This window comes from Burkholderia sp. AU28863 (assembly GCF_002223195.1).
GTDB classification, from domain to species: domain Bacteria; phylum Pseudomonadota; class Gammaproteobacteria; order Burkholderiales; family Burkholderiaceae; genus Burkholderia; species Burkholderia sola.
Map to the genome: position 1 here is coordinate 247295 of NZ_NKFE01000003.1, position 17074 is coordinate 264368.

Annotated in this window: 17 protein-coding genes; 5 read left to right on the top strand and 12 right to left on the bottom strand. The window is 67.7% G+C overall.

The genetic code is table 11. The features are described 5' to 3' along the window. Positions 1-166: 166 nt before the first annotated feature. On the top strand, positions 167-1303 hold the full coding sequence (gene dnaJ / locus CFB81_RS03430; protein ID WP_034206478.1) for a molecular chaperone DnaJ: 1137 nt from the start codon (positions 167-169) through the stop codon (positions 1301-1303). Between the two features lie 4 nt (positions 1304-1307). Continuing rightward, on the top strand, positions 1308-3233 hold the full coding sequence (locus CFB81_RS03435; protein ID WP_089434579.1) for a chorismate-binding protein: 1926 nt from the start codon (positions 1308-1310) through the stop codon (positions 3231-3233). A gap of 7 nt (positions 3234-3240) precedes the next feature. Here the strand turns inward: CFB81_RS03435 and CFB81_RS35225 are convergent, their stop codons facing one another. The 9 genes from CFB81_RS35225 to hda form a co-directional block, all read right to left on the bottom strand. Further along, positions 3241-3678 carry an STY0301 family protein gene (locus tag CFB81_RS35225; RefSeq protein ID WP_143328558.1) on the bottom strand — a complete coding sequence of 146 codons (438 nt, stop codon included), beginning with the start codon at positions 3676-3678 and terminating at the stop codon, positions 3241-3243. A 78-nt stretch (positions 3679-3756) separates the two neighbouring features. Further along, positions 3757-4167, bottom strand: a complete 411-nt coding sequence (locus CFB81_RS03440; protein WP_143328559.1) for an STY0301 family protein — start codon at positions 4165-4167, stop codon at positions 3757-3759. A 44-nt stretch (positions 4168-4211) separates the two neighbouring features. Next, positions 4212-4592, bottom strand: a complete 381-nt coding sequence (locus CFB81_RS03445) for a BPSL0067 family protein (protein WP_089434581.1) — start codon at positions 4590-4592, stop codon at positions 4212-4214. 159 nt (positions 4593-4751) lie between these two features. After that, positions 4752-5567 carry a 3-methyl-2-oxobutanoate hydroxymethyltransferase gene (gene panB / locus CFB81_RS03450; RefSeq protein WP_069616685.1) on the bottom strand — a complete coding sequence of 272 codons (816 nt, stop codon included), beginning with the start codon at positions 5565-5567 and terminating at the stop codon, positions 4752-4754. Between the two features lie 43 nt (positions 5568-5610). After that, positions 5611-6297, bottom strand: a complete 687-nt coding sequence (locus CFB81_RS03455; protein ID WP_089434582.1) for a deoxynucleoside kinase — start codon at positions 6295-6297, stop codon at positions 5611-5613. Further along, a complete protein-coding gene (gene folK, locus CFB81_RS03460) occupies positions 6294-6836 on the bottom strand; it encodes a 2-amino-4-hydroxy-6-hydroxymethyldihydropteridine diphosphokinase (protein WP_089434583.1) in 543 nt (180 codons plus the stop codon). The genes CFB81_RS03455 and folK overlap by 4 nt, the downstream gene beginning before the upstream one ends. Before the next feature lie 35 nt (positions 6837-6871). Next, positions 6872-8428, bottom strand: coding sequence for a polynucleotide adenylyltransferase PcnB (gene pcnB / locus CFB81_RS03465; protein WP_089434584.1), 1557 nt, complete (start codon positions 8426-8428; stop codon positions 6872-6874). A gap of 5 nt (positions 8429-8433) precedes the next feature. Continuing rightward, the gene (locus tag CFB81_RS03470; protein ID WP_069616682.1) at positions 8434-9111 is read right to left on the bottom strand and encodes an HAD family phosphatase; all 678 of its coding nucleotides are present in this window, start codon (positions 9109-9111) and stop codon (positions 8434-8436) included. A gap of 11 nt (positions 9112-9122) precedes the next feature. Then, positions 9123-9857 carry a DnaA regulatory inactivator Hda gene (gene hda, locus CFB81_RS03475; protein WP_069616681.1) on the bottom strand — a complete coding sequence of 245 codons (735 nt, stop codon included), beginning with the start codon at positions 9855-9857 and terminating at the stop codon, positions 9123-9125. A gap of 253 nt (positions 9858-10110) precedes the next feature. On the opposite strand from hda, the gene purM reads away from it, so the two are divergent. Further along, the gene (gene purM, locus CFB81_RS03480; protein ID WP_006484927.1) at positions 10111-11166 is read left to right on the top strand and encodes a phosphoribosylformylglycinamidine cyclo-ligase; all 1056 of its coding nucleotides are present in this window, start codon (positions 10111-10113) and stop codon (positions 11164-11166) included. 98 nt (positions 11167-11264) lie between these two features. Here purM and tet read toward each other — a convergent pair whose 3' ends face one another. Further along, on the bottom strand, positions 11265-12458 hold the full coding sequence (tet, locus tag CFB81_RS03485) for a Tet(A)/Tet(B)/Tet(C) family tetracycline efflux MFS transporter (protein WP_089434585.1): 1194 nt from the start codon (positions 12456-12458) through the stop codon (positions 11265-11267). Between the two features lie 62 nt (positions 12459-12520). On the opposite strand from tet, the gene tetR reads away from it, so the two are divergent. Further along, on the top strand, positions 12521-13153 hold the full coding sequence (gene tetR / locus CFB81_RS03490; protein ID WP_089434586.1) for a tetracycline resistance transcriptional repressor TetR: 633 nt from the start codon (positions 12521-12523) through the stop codon (positions 13151-13153). 4 nt (positions 13154-13157) lie between these two features. Here the strand turns inward: tetR and miaA are convergent, their stop codons facing one another. Further along, positions 13158-14132 carry a tRNA (adenosine(37)-N6)-dimethylallyltransferase MiaA gene (gene miaA, locus CFB81_RS03495; RefSeq protein WP_089434587.1) on the bottom strand — a complete coding sequence of 325 codons (975 nt, stop codon included), beginning with the start codon at positions 14130-14132 and terminating at the stop codon, positions 13158-13160. Then, positions 14129-16141 carry a DNA mismatch repair endonuclease MutL gene (gene mutL / locus CFB81_RS03500; RefSeq protein WP_089434588.1) on the bottom strand — a complete coding sequence of 671 codons (2013 nt, stop codon included), beginning with the start codon at positions 16139-16141 and terminating at the stop codon, positions 14129-14131. The genes miaA and mutL overlap by 4 nt, the downstream gene beginning before the upstream one ends. Before the next feature lie 183 nt (positions 16142-16324). Here mutL and CFB81_RS03505 point away from each other — a divergent pair, with 183 nt between their 5' ends. After that, positions 16325-17008 carry a DedA family protein gene (locus CFB81_RS03505; RefSeq protein WP_069616675.1) on the top strand — a complete coding sequence of 228 codons (684 nt, stop codon included), beginning with the start codon at positions 16325-16327 and terminating at the stop codon, positions 17006-17008. Positions 17009-17074 lie beyond the last annotated feature (66 nt).

Genomic DNA, 17074 nt, shown 5'->3' on the forward strand with positions numbered 1-17074 from the left:
TCGACTCCACGCCTGGCGGGCTTCGCGGCCCTCCGGGCACATTTGTTTTTTGGCGGGTGCTGCGCGAGCCGTCCGCGGACGGTGCAGCGCCAGACGAGTCGAGAGACTTTACTGCGGGCGAAAGGAGCCGCCGCGTGCGCGATGCGTGGCGGCACAGTGAATCGATATGGCGAAACGGGATTACTACGAGGTTCTGGGCGTCGCGAAGAATGCGAGCGACGACGAAATCAAGAAGGCATATCGCAAGCTTGCGATGAAGTATCACCCTGACCGCAATCCGGACAGCAAGGATGCGGAAGAGCATTTCAAGGAGGCGAAGGAAGCCTATGAAATGCTGTCGGATGGACAGAAGCGGGCCGCGTACGACCAGTACGGCCACGCGGGCGTCGATCCGAACATGGGCGGTGCGGGTGCACAAGGCTTCGGCGGCTTCGCGGATGCATTTGGCGACATCTTCGGCGACATCTTCGGCCAGGCCGCGGGCGGCGCCGCGCGCGGCGGCCGCGGTGGCCCGCAGGTGTACCGCGGCGCCGACCTGCGCTACAGCATGGAAATCACGCTCGAGCAGGCCGCGCACGGCTACGACACGCAGATCCGCGTGCCGAGCTGGGTGTCGTGCGAAGTCTGCCACGGCTCGGGCGCGAAGCCCGGCACGAAGCCGGAAACCTGCCCGACCTGTCATGGCCAGGGCACGGTGCGCATGTCGCAGGGCTTTTTCAGCATCCAGCAGACCTGCCCGAAGTGCCATGGCACGGGTACCTACATCCCCGAGCCGTGCGCGCATTGCCACGGGTCGGGCAAGGTGAAGGAAACCAAGACGCTCGAAGTGAAGATTCCGGCCGGGATCGACGACGGGATGCGGATCCGCTCGGCCGGCAACGGCGAGCCGGGCATCAACGGCGGGCCGCCAGGCGACCTGTACGTCGAGATCCACATCAAGCCGCATGCGGTGTTCGAGCGCGACGGCGACGATCTCCACTGCCAGATGCCGATTCCGTTCACGACCGCCGCACTTGGCGGCGAGATCGAGGTGCCGACGCTGGCAGGCCGTGCGTCGTTCCCGGTGCCGGAAGGCACGCAGTCGGGCAAGACGTTCCGCCTGCGCGGCAAGGGGATCAAGGGGCTGCGTTCGAGCATTGCGGGCGATCTGTACGTACACGTGCAGGTCGAGACGCCCGTGAAGCTGACCGACCACCAGCGCGACCTGCTCAAGCAGTTCGAGAAGTCGCTGGCCGAGGGCGGCGCGCGTCACAGCCCGCAGAGCAAGAGCTGGTTCGACCGTGTGAAGAGCTTCTTCGAGTAATGGCATGACTGAAGGCAACGAGAGCGCGTCGTTCGCGCTCTTGGACGATTGCGACTCGACCGCGTCCGCGCGGTCGAGTCGTTTGTATTCGGACTTCGTGCGCGAACGCGTGTGCACGGACCCGGCGCAGCTCGACGCCATCGATGCGGCGGTTGCGCAGGATCTGCGCGACGGGCTGCATGCGGTCGTCGTCGGCGATTACGAATTCGGACGCAACCTGCAACGGGCGCAGCCGGGCCATGCCCCGCTGCGCTTTTTGTTGTATGCACGCTGCGAGCGGCTGTCGCGCGACGACGTCGATGCATGGCTTGTGCAGCAGGACGGCGGCGGCACGCCGTCGATCGCGGGTGTCGCGCACGTCGCGAAGAGCGTGTCGCGCGATGCGTTCGACGCGGCGATCGCCGCGGTGCACGACGCGTTGCGCGCGGGCGATTCGTATCAGGTCAACTACACGTACCGGCTGAATTTCGACGTGTTCGGCACGCCGCTCGCGCTGTACCGGCGGCTGCGCGCGCGCCAACCCGTGCGGTACGGCGCGCTGATCGCGCTGCCGGACGGCGCATGGGTCGTATCGTGCTCGCCGGAGCTGTTCGTCGAGAAGCACGGCGACGTGCTGCGCGCGCGGCCGATGAAGGGCACCGCGCCGCGTTCGGCCGATCCACGTGAAGACACGGCAGCGGCCGCGTTCCTCGCGAATGACCCGAAGAACCGCGCGGAAAACGTGATGATCGTCGACCTGCTGCGCAACGACGTGTCGCGGATCGCGCGCACGGGCACCGTCAAGGTGCCGGCGCTGTTCTCGGTCGAGCCGTATGCATCTGTGTGGCAGATGACGTCGACGGTCGAGGCCGGCTGGCGCGACGGCACGACGTTCGCGCAGATGCTGCGCGCGCTGTTTCCTTGCGGGTCGATTACGGGCGCGCCGAAGTACAAGACGATGCAGTTGATCGACGCGATCGAGTCGACGCCGCGCGGGTTGTATACCGGTGCGATTGGCTGGCTCGACGCACCGAAGGAAGACGCGTGCGAGGCGTTGCACGGTGCGGCGGACGGTTGCGGCGATTTCTGCCTGTCGGTGGCGATCCGGACGCTGACGGTCGATGCGGACGGCGTCGGCAACGACACGGACGATACGGGCACCGCCATCGCGGTAGCCGGCCGGCGACGCGGCACGATGGGCGTCGGCGCGGGCATCGTGCTCGACAGCATCGCGGCCGACGAATATGCGGAGTGCGAATTGAAAGCGCGATTCCTGACGGACGCCGATCCCGGCTTCCAGTTGTTCGAAACGACGGCCGCCACGCGGACGGACGGCATCCGGCATCTCGATCGCCATCTCGCGCGGCTGCAGCGCAGCGCCGATGCATTCGGCTTCCGCTTCGACGCCGACGCGTTGCGTCGCGAGATCGATGCGCGCTGCGCGGCGCTCGACGGCGACGGCGCGTATCGGATGAAGCTCGCGCTCGCGAAGGACGGCACGATCGAGATCGCCGCGGCGCCGCTCAAGGCGCTGCCGGCAGGGCCGGTCGGCGTGCTGTTGGCCTCCGCGCACGGCTTCGCGCCGACTCGGGCCGACGACCCACTGCTGCTGCACAAGACCACGCGCCGCACCGAATACGACCGCGCGTGGCAAGCGGCGGAGGCGCTAGGCGGGTTCGACATGCTGTTCGTCAACGAGCGCGGCGAGGTGACGGAAGGCGGGCGCTCGAACGTGTTCGTGAAGCTGGATGGTGTGTGGGTGACGCCACCGCTGTCGTGCGGCGTGCTGCCCGGCGTGCTGCGCGGTGTGCTGCTCGACGATCCGGCAGTAGGCGCCAAAGAGCGCGTGCTGACGCTCGACGATGTGCTGAACGCGGATGAGCTGATGATCTGCAATGCGTTGCGCGGGCCGATGGCAGCGCGCTTGCTTCACGGCTGCGCACCGGCCTGAACGCGGATTACTTCTGCGGCGTACATTGCCAGCTTTGTACGATAGCGTGCCCACGTCGGTAGCGCGCGACGCAGGTCTGTGCCTGTTTGCCCAGTGGCCGTGCAATCACGACGCTCGTATTGCCGTAGTCGCACGAAACCCAATAGTCTTCACTGTTTTCGCCGAGCGACCAGATATAAATATCGCTGTTGGACTCGGAACGCGAGCGGTTCGGCACCAACGACGTCATCCGGTCCGGCGGTCCTGACCAGAACCTGACGGCGGCAAGCGGATAAGTATCTTGCGTGTCGAAGTTTTTCCAGCCATTGGGCGGCTGGCCATCGAGCTGCTGGGTAACGGCAACGCGTGCGGGGCACTCTGCCGTTGCAGCTGACGCGGGTAATGCGACGAGCGAACTGTACGCGAATGCTGCGATGGCGAGAAGTCGATACGGTGTAGGGCGCATGCGCATCCTCATGTCACGAGCGCAAAGGCATCGGGCGTTATGGTCGCCAACCGATGAGTTGCCTCCATGTGCGTCGAGTCAGCGCGCAGATGGTTTGCACTCCCAGTCGATCATCGTCGGCGGCGTCCGCTTCGCGTCGTAGCGGACCGTACAGGTTCGCGCGGCGGTGCCGAGCGGACGGGCAACGATAGCGGCCGTGTCGAAATACTCGCAACTTACCCAGTAATCGGTTTGGGCTGCGGCGAGTGGCCACGTGTTGACGAGCGTATCGCGCCGTTTGACGCCGCTCGATGGGGCGAGCATCGCGAGTTGATCGGGCGGCCCGGACCAGAACGACACGCCGATCAGCGGATGTGCCTTCTGCGAATCGTAGGGGCGCCAGCCGTCGGGCGCGGGGCCGTTGACCGTCTGCGAAACCGGCAGGCGGGCCGGACACTGGACGGGCGCCGAAGTCGCGTACGCCGACGAGATGCAAGTAGTTGTCAGCACCGCGGCGAGCGCCGCATTGATTGAAAAATAGGCGGGCGCCATCGTCACCTCACCACCGAGAACGCATCGGCGTTGTTGCTCGGATCGATATAGCGACCGTTTTTGTCCTTGCCCTGGAACCGGATGTGCCGTTTCTTGACTTTGGTCAGGCTGCGCCATTGTTCGACGACGTAGATGCCTTTCGAATCCTGACCCAGATAGAACGCTGCGTGGTTGCCGTACGATCTGTTCGGATAACGCTCGTTCTCGAAGGTTGCGATGACCGTGCCCGGACGAATGGTCGAATCGCCCTTTACGGTCTTTTCCGGTCGCCAGCCCGAAGTCGCGCCCACTTTGGTATGGACCTTCACGAGCGCAACGCACTCACCGTCACCTTGTAGCGGTTCGCCGGCCAGTTCGGCTGCGCGTTCGTATACGTGAGACATTTCGCCTCCATGGAACGATGGAAGTGCAATGGTCTCCGCAACGAAGGCACACGGATATAGGACGTGTTTGAAAATGCAGCGCGGTCAAATCGAACGACGAGCGTTGTCGAGCAGGCGGCGACGCTTGCCTTCGCATCGAGCCGCCCGCTCGTCCGGGAATCAGAACGAATGTTCCGGGCCCGGAAACGACCGATCCTTCACCGCGCTCACGTACGCTTCGACGGCCGCCTGAATGTTCGGCTGCCCGTGCATGAAATCCTTCACGAAGCGCGGCCGCTTGCCGGGGAACACGCCGAGCATGTCGTGCAGCACGAGCACCTGCCCCGAGCAGTCGACGCCCGCGCCGATGCCGATTGTCGGAATCTTCAGCATGTGCGTGACCTCGGCCGCGACGAGCGTCGGCACGGCTTCGAGCACGACGAGCTGCGCACCGGCATCCTCGATCGCGCGCGCGTCGCGCAGCAATTGCGCGGCGCCGGCTTCGGTCTTGCCCTGCACCTTGAAGCCGCCGAACGCATGCACCGACTGCGGCGTGAGGCCGAGGTGCGCGCAGACGGGCACCGAGCGTTCGACGAGGAAGCGGATCGTATCGGCGAGCCATTCGCCGCCTTCGAGCTTGACCATCTGCGCGCCCGCGCGCATCAGCTTGACCGCGTTCGCGAACGCGTCGGCCGGCGTCCCGTACGTGCCGAACGGCAGATCGGCGACGACGAGCGCGCGCGGCTGCGCCCGGGCGACACAGGCGGTGTGGTACGCGATGTCGTCGATCGACACGGGCAGCGTGGTCGTGTGGCCCTGCAACACGTTGCCGAGCGAATCGCCGATCAGCAGCACGTCGGTGCCGGCGCGATCGAGCAGCGCGGAAAAGCTCGCGTCGTAGCACGTGAGCATCGCGATCTTCTCGCCGGCGTCGCGCATTGCCTGCAGCTTGGGGACCGTCACGGCAGGCCGGCTCGATTCCTGGAGATAGGTCATGGGAAATCCGGGTCGGTGGGTGAGAAACGACAGGCGGGACGCGTCAGCGCGTCGTCTCGCCCTTGACGAAGAATTCCTTGCGGCCGCGCATCGTCTCGATGCGTTCGACCAGCAGGGCGAGATCTTCGGGGGAATCCAGCGGGTTCAGGTGTTCGGCCGCGACCGTCAGCACCGGCGTGCGGTCGTAGTGGTAGAAGAATTCGTTGTACGCGTCGACGAGCGAGCGCAGGTACGCGTCGCTGATCTGCAGCTCCATCGGCGTCCCGCGCTTCTGGATGCGCGAGAACAGCACCTCGGGGCTGGCCTGCAGGTAGACGACGAGATCGGGCGGCGGCGCCTGCGGCACGTCGACGTGCGTGGCGACCGAGCGATACAGCTGCCACTCGTCTTCCGGCAGGTTCAGCCGCGCGAAGATGTCGTTCTTCTGCGGCATGAAATCGGCGATGACGGGGCGGCCCGTGTCGAGCGCGCCGATCAGCTCGCGCGCCTGCTGGGCGCGCTGCAGCGCGAACGACAGCTGGACCGGCAACGCGTAGCGCGCGGTGTCGCGATAGAAGCGTTCGAGGAACGGGTTGTCCTGCGGGCGCTCGAGCAGCGCCTGCATCGACCAGCGCTCGCCGAGCAGGCGCGCGAGCGTCGTCTTGCCGACGCCGATCGGGCCTTCGATCACGAGATAGCGGTGCGGGGCGCGCAGGTCGGGCGCGGTGACGGTCAGCGGAGTGGCGTTCATCGGCAGCGGGTATTGTCGGCGTCTTCGCCGGCAGCAAGCGCCTTTTGCATCGGGCACTGGCAGGTTTGCACCTTTTCGACGCGCTGATCCGCGACGGCGGCGAGAAAGGCGTCGGCACGGCCGCGCGCGGGGATGTCGAGCGCCGGCTCGATCTCGACGAGCGGCACGAGCGCGAAGGCGCGGTCGGTGAGGCGCGGGTGCGGGACGATCAGGTCGGGTTCGTCGATCGAATCGGCGCCGAACAGCAGGATGTCGAGGTCGAGCGTACGCGGCGCATTGCGATACGGGCGCTCGCGGCCGAAGTGATGTTCGATCTTCTGGCAGAGCGCGAGCAGCTCGCGGGCCGACAGCGTCGTGTCGAGCTTGACGACGCAGTTGTAGTAGTCGTCGCCGCCCGCTTCGAACGGCGCCGTGCGATACAGGCTCGATTTCCCGAGGATCGAGATGGTGCGCTGCTGCGCGAGGCACACCACCGCGTCCTTCAGGGTCTGGCGCGCATCGCCGAGATTCGCCCCCAGTCCGATATATGCAACCGTCATGGCATCACTTCCTACGTCGTTCGCCGGCGCGCGCGTCAGTCGTCGGAACCGCTCGCGGTATCGCCGGCGGTATCCGGCGCCTGCTCGGCGGCGCCTTCACCCGGCTTGCGGTTTCGCGCACCGCCGCGGCGGCGGCGCTTGCGGGGCGATTTTTCCTTCGAGCCGCCCTGCGTGAGCAATGCCTCGCGAGCGGCCGCGTCGCCTTCGATGAAATCCGTCCACCACTGTCCGACTTCCGTATCGAGCTCGCCGGATTCGCAGCGTAACAGGAGGAAATCATACCCCGCTCTAAACCTTTGGTGTTCCAGCAGCCGCATCGCGCTGCGGCCCGAGCGTTTCTCCAGGCGCAACTGCAGGCCCCAGATCTCGCGCATGTCGGCCGAGTAGCGCTTGTGGATCGCGAGTTTCTCGGTCTGCATGTCGAGCACGTCGTCCATCGCGCGATGGAGCGCCGGCACCGGAATTTCGCCCGCCGCCGTGTATTGCTCGAAGCGTTGGCGCATGTCGTGCCACAGCAGCGTCGCGAACAGGAAGCCCGGTGACACCGGCTTGCCGGCGCGCACGCGCGCGTCGGTGTTGTTCAGCGCGAGCGTGATGAACTTCTCGCCCTGCGGCTGTTCGAGCACGACGTCGAGCAGCGGCAGCAGCCCGTGGTGCAGCCCTTCCTTGCGCAGCCGCTGCAGGCACGCGAGCGCGTGGCCCGACAGCAGCAGCTTCAGCATTTCGTCGAACAGGCGCGCGGCCGGCACGTTGTTGATCAGGTCGGCGAGCGCGTGGATCGGCTCGCGCGTATGCGGCTCGATCTCGAAATCGAGCTTCGCCGCGAAGCGCACGACGCGCAGCATCCGCACCGGATCCTCGCGGAAGCGGGTGGCCGGATCGCCGATCATCCGCAACAGGCGGGCGCGTACGTCGGCCATCCCGTCGTGATAGTCGAGCACCGTCTGCGTCGACGGGTCGTAGTACATCGCGTTGATCGTGAAGTCGCGGCGCGCGGCGTCCTCGTGCTGCTCGCCCCACACGTTGTCGCGCAGCACGCGGCCGCTCGCGTCGACCGCGTGCGTGCGGCGATCGAGTTCGTCGCGCTTCAGGCGCCTCGGCGGCTCTGCTGTTGCCGCGGCTGCCTCGGGCGGCGCGTCGACCAGCGCGCGGAACGTCGACACCTCGATCAGTTCCTGGCCGAACTGCACGTGGACGATCTGGAAGCGGCGGCCGATCAGGCGCGCGCGGCGGAACAGGCGCTGCACCTCGGTCGGCGTCGCGTCGGTCGCGACGTCGAAGTCCTTCGGCGCGATGCCGAGCAGCAGGTCGCGCACCGCGCCGCCGACGATGAACGCGCGAAAACCTGCCTGTTGCAGCGTGTCGGTCACGCGCACCGCGTTCTTCGAGATCAGCGCCGGATTGATGCCGTGCACGCTGGCCGGCACGACGGTCGGCTCATGGTTGCTGCGCGGTTTTTTCGTGCCGCCGCCGCGGGCGCCCTTCGGGGCGCGCGGGGCAGCAGGGGCCGCTTCGTCGGCCCGGGCCGGTGCGGAAGGCGTTTGCTCGGTTTCGTCCTGGCCGAGCAGCTTTCGAATGAATTTTTTGATCACGACGTTCAGAAGAGATCGAGGATACGCCAGCCGCGGGTGCTTGCATGCGCACGCAGCGTGTCGTCAGGGTTGGTCGCGATCGGGTCGGTGACTTTCTCGAGCAGCGGGATGTCGTTGTGCGAGTCGCTGTAGAAGTAGCTGTGTTCGAAGTCGTCCCAGTGCTTGCCGAGCGATGCGAGCCATGCTTCGGTGCGCACGATCTTGCCTTCGCGATAGCTCGGCGTGCCGGTCGGCCGGCCCGTGTACGGCGAATCGGGATGCCCGTCGGTCGTTTCGACCTCGCACGCGATCAGCGTGTCGACGCCGAACGCGGTCGCGATCGGGCGCGTGATGAATTCGTTGGTCGCCGTCACGACGCAGCACAGGTCGCCCGCATCGAGGTGCTGGCGCACGAGTTCGAGCGCGGCGGGCGTCATCGCGGGCCGGATCACCTCGTGCATGTACTGCTCGTGCCATTCGGCCAGCTGCGCGCGCGAATACTTCGCGAGCGGCGTGAGCATCGCCGTGAGGTACGCGTGGATGTCGAGCCGGCCGGCCTTGTAGTCGGCGAAGAACTGGTCGTTCTGACGCGAGAAGCTTTCCGCGTCGACGATGCCGAGCTTCACCATGAAGCGGCCCCATTCGTGGTCGCTATCGGTCGGGATCAGCGTGTGATCGAGGTCAAAGAGTGCCAGATTAGTCATGGAAGCGCATTTTACTCGAAGCGGTTCGGGCCCGTGCCCGGTGGTGTGATGTCGTCGCCCGGGCGCGCGAGCATCCGGCGCAGCAGCGGCAGCGTGACCGCGCGTTTCTGCTCGAGCGAAAAGCGGTCGAGCGCGTCGAGCAACGCCATCAGGCTCGGCATGTCGCGGCGGAAATGGGTCAGCAGGTAGGCGGCGATGTCGTCGGTGAGCGCGATCCCGCGCTCCTTCGCCGCGAGCTTGAGCACCGCGATCTTGCCGGCGTCGGACGGCGGCGTCAGGTGGAACACGAGCCCCCAGCCGAGGCGCGTGCGCAGATCCTCGCGTACGTCGAGCGCGAGCGGCGCCGCCGGGCCCGCCGCGACGAACGCGCTCGACGGGTGTGCGCGCACTTCGTTGAACAGGTTGAACAGCGCGACCTGCTGCGTGTCGCTCATCCGGTCGCAATCGTCGATCGCGTAGATGCCGATGCGCGGGTCGAACGTGAACGCGCCGAGCGGGCTCTGCGGCGTCAGGTAGCGTGCATAGCCGTACGACGCGTCGCTCACGAGCGCCTGCAGCAAGTGGGTACGGCCGCTGCCGGGTTCGCCCCAGATGTAGAACGACCGGTCCGGCACGGGGCCGGCCGCGAGCGCGAGATCGAGCTTCTGCAGGCGCGTGACGAGCTCGTCGTTCTCGTCGCTCATGATGAAGTTGTCGAACGTGGCGGGCGGCGGCGTGCCGAGATCGAGCGTCAGTTGACGGGACACAGCAGTCACAATGCGGATCGGTTGAAAAAACGCGTGCCGTACGCCGGGCACGCGCGGGGGAAGGCGCCTGGGCTGGCTTCACGCGCGACCGTACGCACGGCGGCGCGGCGCGGGTTTCGGCGCGCTTCGCCCGGCGATGAAAACGGGGACGTGTTGACCAAGATGCAATCCCTGACGATTCGGTGCTGGGAATTCCGGCCAACGGGCCGGCTTCGGGTAAAATCGCATTTTACCGACCTTCTCGCATTCCCCCATGAATCCTCCGAAATCCGCTCCCGACGCTCAGGGTCTGTCCTATCGCGACGCAGGTGTCGACATCGACGCCGGCGACGCGCTCATCGACAAGATCAAGCCTTTTGCGAAGAAAACCCTGCGCGACGGCGTGCTCGGCGGCATCGGCGGGTTCGGCGCGCTGTTCGAAGTGCCGAAGAAGTACAAGGAGCCCGTGCTCGTGTCCGGCACCGACGGCGTGGGCACCAAGCTCAAGCTGGCCTTTCATCTGAACAAACACGACACCGTCGGCCAGGATCTCGTCGCGATGAGCGTGAACGACATCCTCGTCCAGGGCGCCGAGCCGCTGTTCTTCCTCGACTACTTCGCATGCGGCAAGCTCGACGTCGACACGGCCGCCACCGTCGTCAAGGGCATCGCGCAGGGCTGCGAACTGTCGGGCTGCGCGCTGATCGGCGGCGAAACGGCCGAAATGCCGGGCATGTACCCGGACGGCGAATACGACCTGGCCGGCTTCGCGGTCGGCGCGGTCGAGAAGAGCAAGATCATCGACGGCAGCACGATCGCCGAAGGCGACGTCGTGCTGGGCCTCGCATCGAGCGGCATCCACTCGAACGGCTTTTCGCTGGTGCGCAAGATCATCGAGCGCGCGAACCCGGATCTATCGGCCGATTTCCATGGCCGCTCGCTGGCCGACGCGCTGATGGCGCCGACGCGCATCTACGTGAAGCCGCTGCTCGCGCTGATGCAGAAGCTGTCGGTGAAGGGCATGGCGCACATCACCGGGGGCGGCCTCGTCGAGAACATCCCGCGCGTGCTGCGCGAAGGCCTCACCGCCGAGCTCGACCAGAACGCATGGCCGCTGCCGCCGCTGTTCAAGTGGCTGCAGGAGCACGGCGGCGTCGCCGACGCGGAAATGCATCGCGTGTTCAATTGCGGGATCGGGATGGCCGTGATCGTCTCGGCGGCCGATGCCGATGCAGCGATCGCCGACCTGACCGCCGCCGGCGAACAGGTGTGGAAGATCGGCACCGTGCGTGCGACCCGCGAAGGCGAGGCGCAGACGGTCGTGGTCTGACGCACCACAAAGCAGATGCAGCAGGAAAAGCCGCCCGGAGTCGATCCGGGCGGCTTTTTTTTTCGGGCGCTGCGTGGCGGGCCGGCGCGCGGCGACGCTTACGCGGATGCGCGCGGTGCGTTCGCCGGGCGCGCGCCGGCCAGCAACGGCGGCACGAACAGGTACAGCAGCGCGGCCGCGGCCCACACGAGGCCCGGCCAGGTCGCGCGCGTCGCCGCGTAGGTCGCGGTGACGACCAGCGGCCCTGCGATGCCGATCAGGTTCGCCACGCTCGCCAGCGTCCCTTGCAGTTCGCCCTGGCGCGTATCGTCGACCTGCCGCGCGAGCATCGCCTGCAACGCCGGCAGCGTCATGCCGCCGGCCGCGAACAACGGCAGCAGCGCGAACGGCACCCATGGGGCGGTCGCGAACGCGATGACCGCAAGCCCGAGCGCGTCGCCCGCGAGGCCGAGCGCGAGCGCGCGCCGCTCGCCGAGCCGCGCGATCAGCGGCCCGATCGCGAATGCCTGCGCGAGCGCGTGGCACGCGCCGTAACCGGCGAGCGACAGCCCCGCGACCGGCGTCGACCAGCCGAAATGTTCCTGGCCGTACAGGATCCACAGCGTCGCGGGCGCCTGCGACACGAGTGCCACGATCACGTAGATGCCGACCAGCGGCGCGAGCGCGGGCGCGCCGCTCAGCCGGCGCAGGCTTGCGAACGGGTTGAGCGCGCCGACCGTCCGGCCTTCCCGGGCCGGGCGCGGCCGCGATTCCGGCAGCACGCGCCACACGAGCACGAGATTCAGCGCGTTGAGCAACGCGGCCGCGACGAACGGCGCACGCAGGTGCAGCGCGCCGAGCAGCCCGCCGATCAGCGGGCCGGCGATGAAGCCGATGCCCATCATCGCGCCGAGCTGGCCGAAGCGTCGTGCGCGGTCGGGTTCGGCCGTCACGTCGGTCACGTACGCGGTCGCGACCGCGACGTTCGCACCGGTGATGCCCGCGATCAGCCGGCCGACGTAAAGCCATGCGAGCGTCGGCGCGAGCGCCATCAGCAGATAGTCGAGCGCCGCGCCCGCGAGCGATGCGAGCAGTACCGGGCGGCGGCCGAAACGGTCGCTCAGCGCGCCGAGCAGCGGTGCGCACAGGAACTGCGCGCACGCGTACAGCGCGAGCAGGATTCCGTAGCGGGTGTCGGTGCTGCCCGACGCGGCGAGCGAGCGCAGCAGCCCGGGCAGGATCGGCATCACGATCCCGACGCCGATCGCGTCGAGCAGGACCGTGGCCAGGATGGCAATCAGGGACGGATTCAAGGGTGTCACTCTATCGATGATAGAGTGCGAAGTATTCCACAGTTTCCCTATCGGTGATAGAGATGAAGGACACAGGCGCGCGATTGACGCGCGACACCGTATTGCGCGCGGCGCTCGAATTGCTGGACGAGGTGGGGATCGACGGGCTGTCGACGCGGCGGCTCGCCGAACGGCTCGGCGTGCAGTCGCCAACGTTGTACTGGCATTTCAGGAACAAGGCCGAGCTGCTCGACGCGATGGCCGAAGCGATCATGCTGGAGCGTCACGGCGCGTCGCTGCCGCAGCCGGACGACGTGTGGGATGCGTGGCTCGCGGAGAATGCACGCAGTTTTCGCCGCGCGCTGCTGGCCTATCGCGACGGCGCGCGCCTGCATGCCGGCACGCGGCCGCGCGCGCTGCATTTCAGCTCGATCGAACGCAAGGTCGCGCTGCTCGGCGACGCGGGGTTCACGCCGGACGAGGCGGTCGACGTGATGGTCGCGATCAGCCGCTTCGTGGTCGGATGGGTGCTGGAAGAGCAGGCGGGGCCGGGTGCAGGTGCCGATGCGCCGCTGCCGGACGCGGCAGAGTACCCGTTGCTCGCGAAAGGCTGGGCCGCGCTGCGCGAACGCAGCGACGACGAAGCGTTCGAGCGCGGTATCGCGTGGATCGTCGACGGCGCCCGCGCGCGCCTGGCGGTGCGTCGGGCCGGCTGACGCGTCAGCCGGGCATGCGGCCGTCGAGCACGCGTTCGAGGGCGTCGAGCGCGCGGGCCGTCGAATCCGGCGCGATGCAATCGACGATGATCCGCTCCGGCATCGCGCGCAGCCACGTGATCTGGCGCTTGCACAGCTGGCGTGTCGCGAAGATGCCCTTGTCGCGCATCGTCCGGTAGTCGGTGGCGCCGTCGAGGAATTCCCACGCCTGCCGGTAGCCGACGCAACGCATCGACGGCAGGTCGGGATGGAGATCGTCGCGGCGGCGCAGCCGTTCGACTTCGTCGATGAAGCCCGCGTCGAGCATCGCGTCGAAGCGCTGCGCGATCCGCGCGTGCAGCACCGCGCGGTCCGACGGCTCGAGTGCGACCGGCACGAAGCGGTACGCGGCGGCCGCATCGTCCGTACGGCGCGGCGCGGCGAGCAGCGCCGACATCGGTTGCCCGCTCAGCATGAAGATTTCGAGCGCACGCTGGATCCGCTGCGAATCGTTCGGCGCAAGCCGCGCGGCCGTGTCGGGATCGACCTGCGCGAGCCGCGCGTGCAGCGCGGGCCAGCCGTCGCGCGCGGCGTCGGCGTCGAGTGCCGCGCGGACCTCCGGGTCGGCGCCCGGCAGGTCGTTGAGCCCTTGCGTCAGCGCCTTGTAGTACAGCATCGTGCCGCCCGCGAGCAGCGGCGTGCGGCCGCGCGCGACGATCTCGCCGATCAGCCGCAGCGTGTCCGCACGGAATTCCGCGGCCGAATACGCGTCGGCCGGGTCGATGATGTCGATCAGGTGATGCGGCACGCTCGCGCGCTCGTCGCGCGACGGTTTCGCGGTACCGATATCCATGTCGCGGTAGACGAGCGCCGAATCGACGCTGACGATCTCGATCGGGCGGCGCGCGGCGAGCGCCAGCGCCGCGGCGGTCTTCCCCGAAGCGGTGGGGCCGAGCAGGCAGGCGATCGTCGTCTGAGCGGGCTGCGAAGAAGCGCTCATTGCCCGCGCATGAAGAGACGGTCGAGATCGTTCAGCGTGAGCTGATACCAGGTCGGCCGGCCGTGATTGCACTGGTCCGCGCGCTCGGTCGCCTCCATCTGGCGCAGCAGCGCGTTCATCTCGTCGAGCGTCAGGCGCCGGTTCGCGCGCACCGCGTGATGGCACGCGAGCGTGCCGAGCAGTTCGTGCTGGCGCTCGGTGAGCACGCGCGAGCCGCCGAATGCATGCAGGTCGGCGAGCACGGCGCGCGCGAGCGACTGCAGGTCGGCATCCTTCAGCAGCGCCGGCACCGCGCGGATGGCGAGCGTCGTCGGCGACAGCACCGCGAGGTCGAAGCCGAGCGATTCGAGCGTGTCGCGCTCTTCCTCGACCGTGCCGATCTCGACCGGCGTGGCCGTCATCGAGATCGGCAGCAGCAGCGACTGCACGGCGACCGTGCGGTCGGCGAGCGCGTTCTTGAACTGCTCGTACAGGATCCGCTCGTGCGCCGCGTGCATGTCGACGATCACGAGGCCGTATGCGTTCTGTGCCAACACGTAGATCCCGTGGATCTGGCCGAGCGCGAAGCCGAGCGGCTGCTCGTCGTGCGCGCCGGCGGCGAGCGGCGACGCGGCGACACCCGACAGCGGCGCGACCGGCACGTCGGCCGCGTCGGCCGCATCGCGGGCGATGAGCGTCGTGCCGGCGGGCGTGCCCGCGCCGCTGTCCTTGCGGCCGAACAGCGCGTCATAGAGCGCGAGCGGCTGCGCGACGGGCAGCGTGCCTTGCGTCATCCGCGCCTGGCGCATCCACGTGTTGCCGGATGACGATGACGAAGACGGCGACGAGAAGCCGCTACCGGCGACTCCGCCGCTGCCGCCTGTCGCGTGGCCCGGGCTTTGGCCGAGCGGCGTATCGAGGAACGACGCCGGCCCGCGCGGCGCGGGTTCGAGATGCGCGGCATGGCCGCCCGCCGTGGTTTCCGGCGACGCGCCCGCATGGCGCGCGAGCGCCCGCTGCACCGCGTGGAACACGTACTGATGGATCGAGCGCGAATCGCGGAACCGCACTTCGATCTTCGACGGATGCACGTTCACGTCGACGGCTTCGGGCGGCAGGTCGAGGAACAGCACGTACGACGGGTAGCGGTCGCCGTGCAGCACGTCCTCGTAGGCCGCACGCACCGCGTGCGTCAGCAGCTTGTCGCGCACGAAGCGGCCGTTCACGAAGAAGTACTGCTGGTCGGCGCGCCCGCGGCTCGCGGTCGGCAAGCCGGCGCAGCCGTACACGGCGAGCGGGCCGGCCTGCTCGTCGAGCGGCAGGTGCGCGGTCGCGAAGCCGTCGCCGAGAATCTTCGCGACGCGCTGCGCGGGCTCGGTCGCATTCCAGTGCTCGACGGCCTTGCCGTTGTGCAGCACCGAGATCGCGACATCCGGCCGCGCGAGCGCCGCGCGGCGGATCATTTCCAGGCAGTGGCCGAATTCGGTCTGCTCGCTCTTCAGGAATTTGCGCCGCGCGGGCGTGTTGAAGTACAGCTCGCGCACCTCGATCGTCGTGCCGATCGAGCCGGCGGCGGGCGACAGCACGCCCGTCTGCGCATCGATCTTCATCGCATGCGCGGCATCGGCCGTCCGGCTCGTGATCGACATCTCGGCGACCGACGCGATCGACGCGAGCGCTTCGCCGCGAAAACCCAGCGTCGCGACCGCCTCGAGCTCCTCGAGCGAGCGGATCTTGCTGGTCGCGTGGCGCATCAGCGCGAGCGCCAGTTCGTCCGGCGGAATCCCGCAGCCGTCGTCGGTGATCGAGATGCGCTTGACGCCGCCTTCTTCCAGCACGATGCGCAGCGTCGTCGCGCCGGCGTCCATTGCGTTCTCGAGCAGCTCCTTGACGACCGACGCCGGGCGTTCGACGACCTCGCCGGCGGCGATCTGGCTGATCAGCTGGTCGGGCAGGGGCTGGATCGCGCGCAGCGGGCGCGCGGCGGGGGCGGGTGCGGCGCCCGCGGCCGTTTCGGTGATATCGGACATGGCCGAATTATAGCGAGGCCGCGAACGCGTGCCGGGGCGGCCGGCCGTTACGTTTTTTCACGGAGCCTTAAGGTAGTTTCGGTATCATCACCCCGTTGCACGCGCCGCCTTGGCTGGCGGCCGCCTCGGCCATGTCTGGCCTGTTCCGGCCGTTCCGGCCCCATCGCCTTCGAGGAATCGCATTTGGATACGCTGCTTCATTTCGTCAACCTTGTCCTGCATATCGACGCTTTCCTCGGCGATTTCATCCGGCAGTACGGTGCATGGGTCTATCTCGTGCTGTTCCTGATCGTGTTCTGCGAGACGGGCCTCGTCGTATTCCCGTTCCTGCCCGGCGATTCGCTGCTGTTCATCGGCGGCGCGTTCGCGGCGACGGGCGAAATGAACGTCGGCCTGCTGATCGTGCTGCTGCTCGTCGCGGCGATTGCCGGCAACACCGTGAACTATCTGATCGGCCGCTGGGTCGGCCCGAAGGTGTTCAATACGCATATCCCGGTGCTCGAGCGGTTCCTCGATCGCGCCGCGCTGCAGAAGACCCACACGTTCTACGACAAGCACGGCGGCAAGACGATCGTGCTCGCGCGCTTCATTCCGGTCGTGCGCACGTTCGCGCCGTTCGTCGCGGGGGCGTCGTCGATGAGCGTCGCGCGCTTCCAGTTGTTCAACGTGATCGGCGCGCTGGTGTGGGTGCTGCTGCTCGTGCTGCTCGGCTATTTCTTCGGCAACATCCCGTTCATCCGCCAGTACCTGAACGTGATCGTGCTGGTCGGGATCGGCGCGGCGATCGTGCCGGTCGCGCTCGGCGCGGTGTGGAAGCTCGTGCGCGGGCGGCGCTCGGACGGGGCGCCGAAGGCGGGCGGGCGCTGACGCGGCGCGACGGGTTTCGACGCAATAAAAAAGCGTGGCAAGAGTGCCACGCTTTTTTTGTCCGTG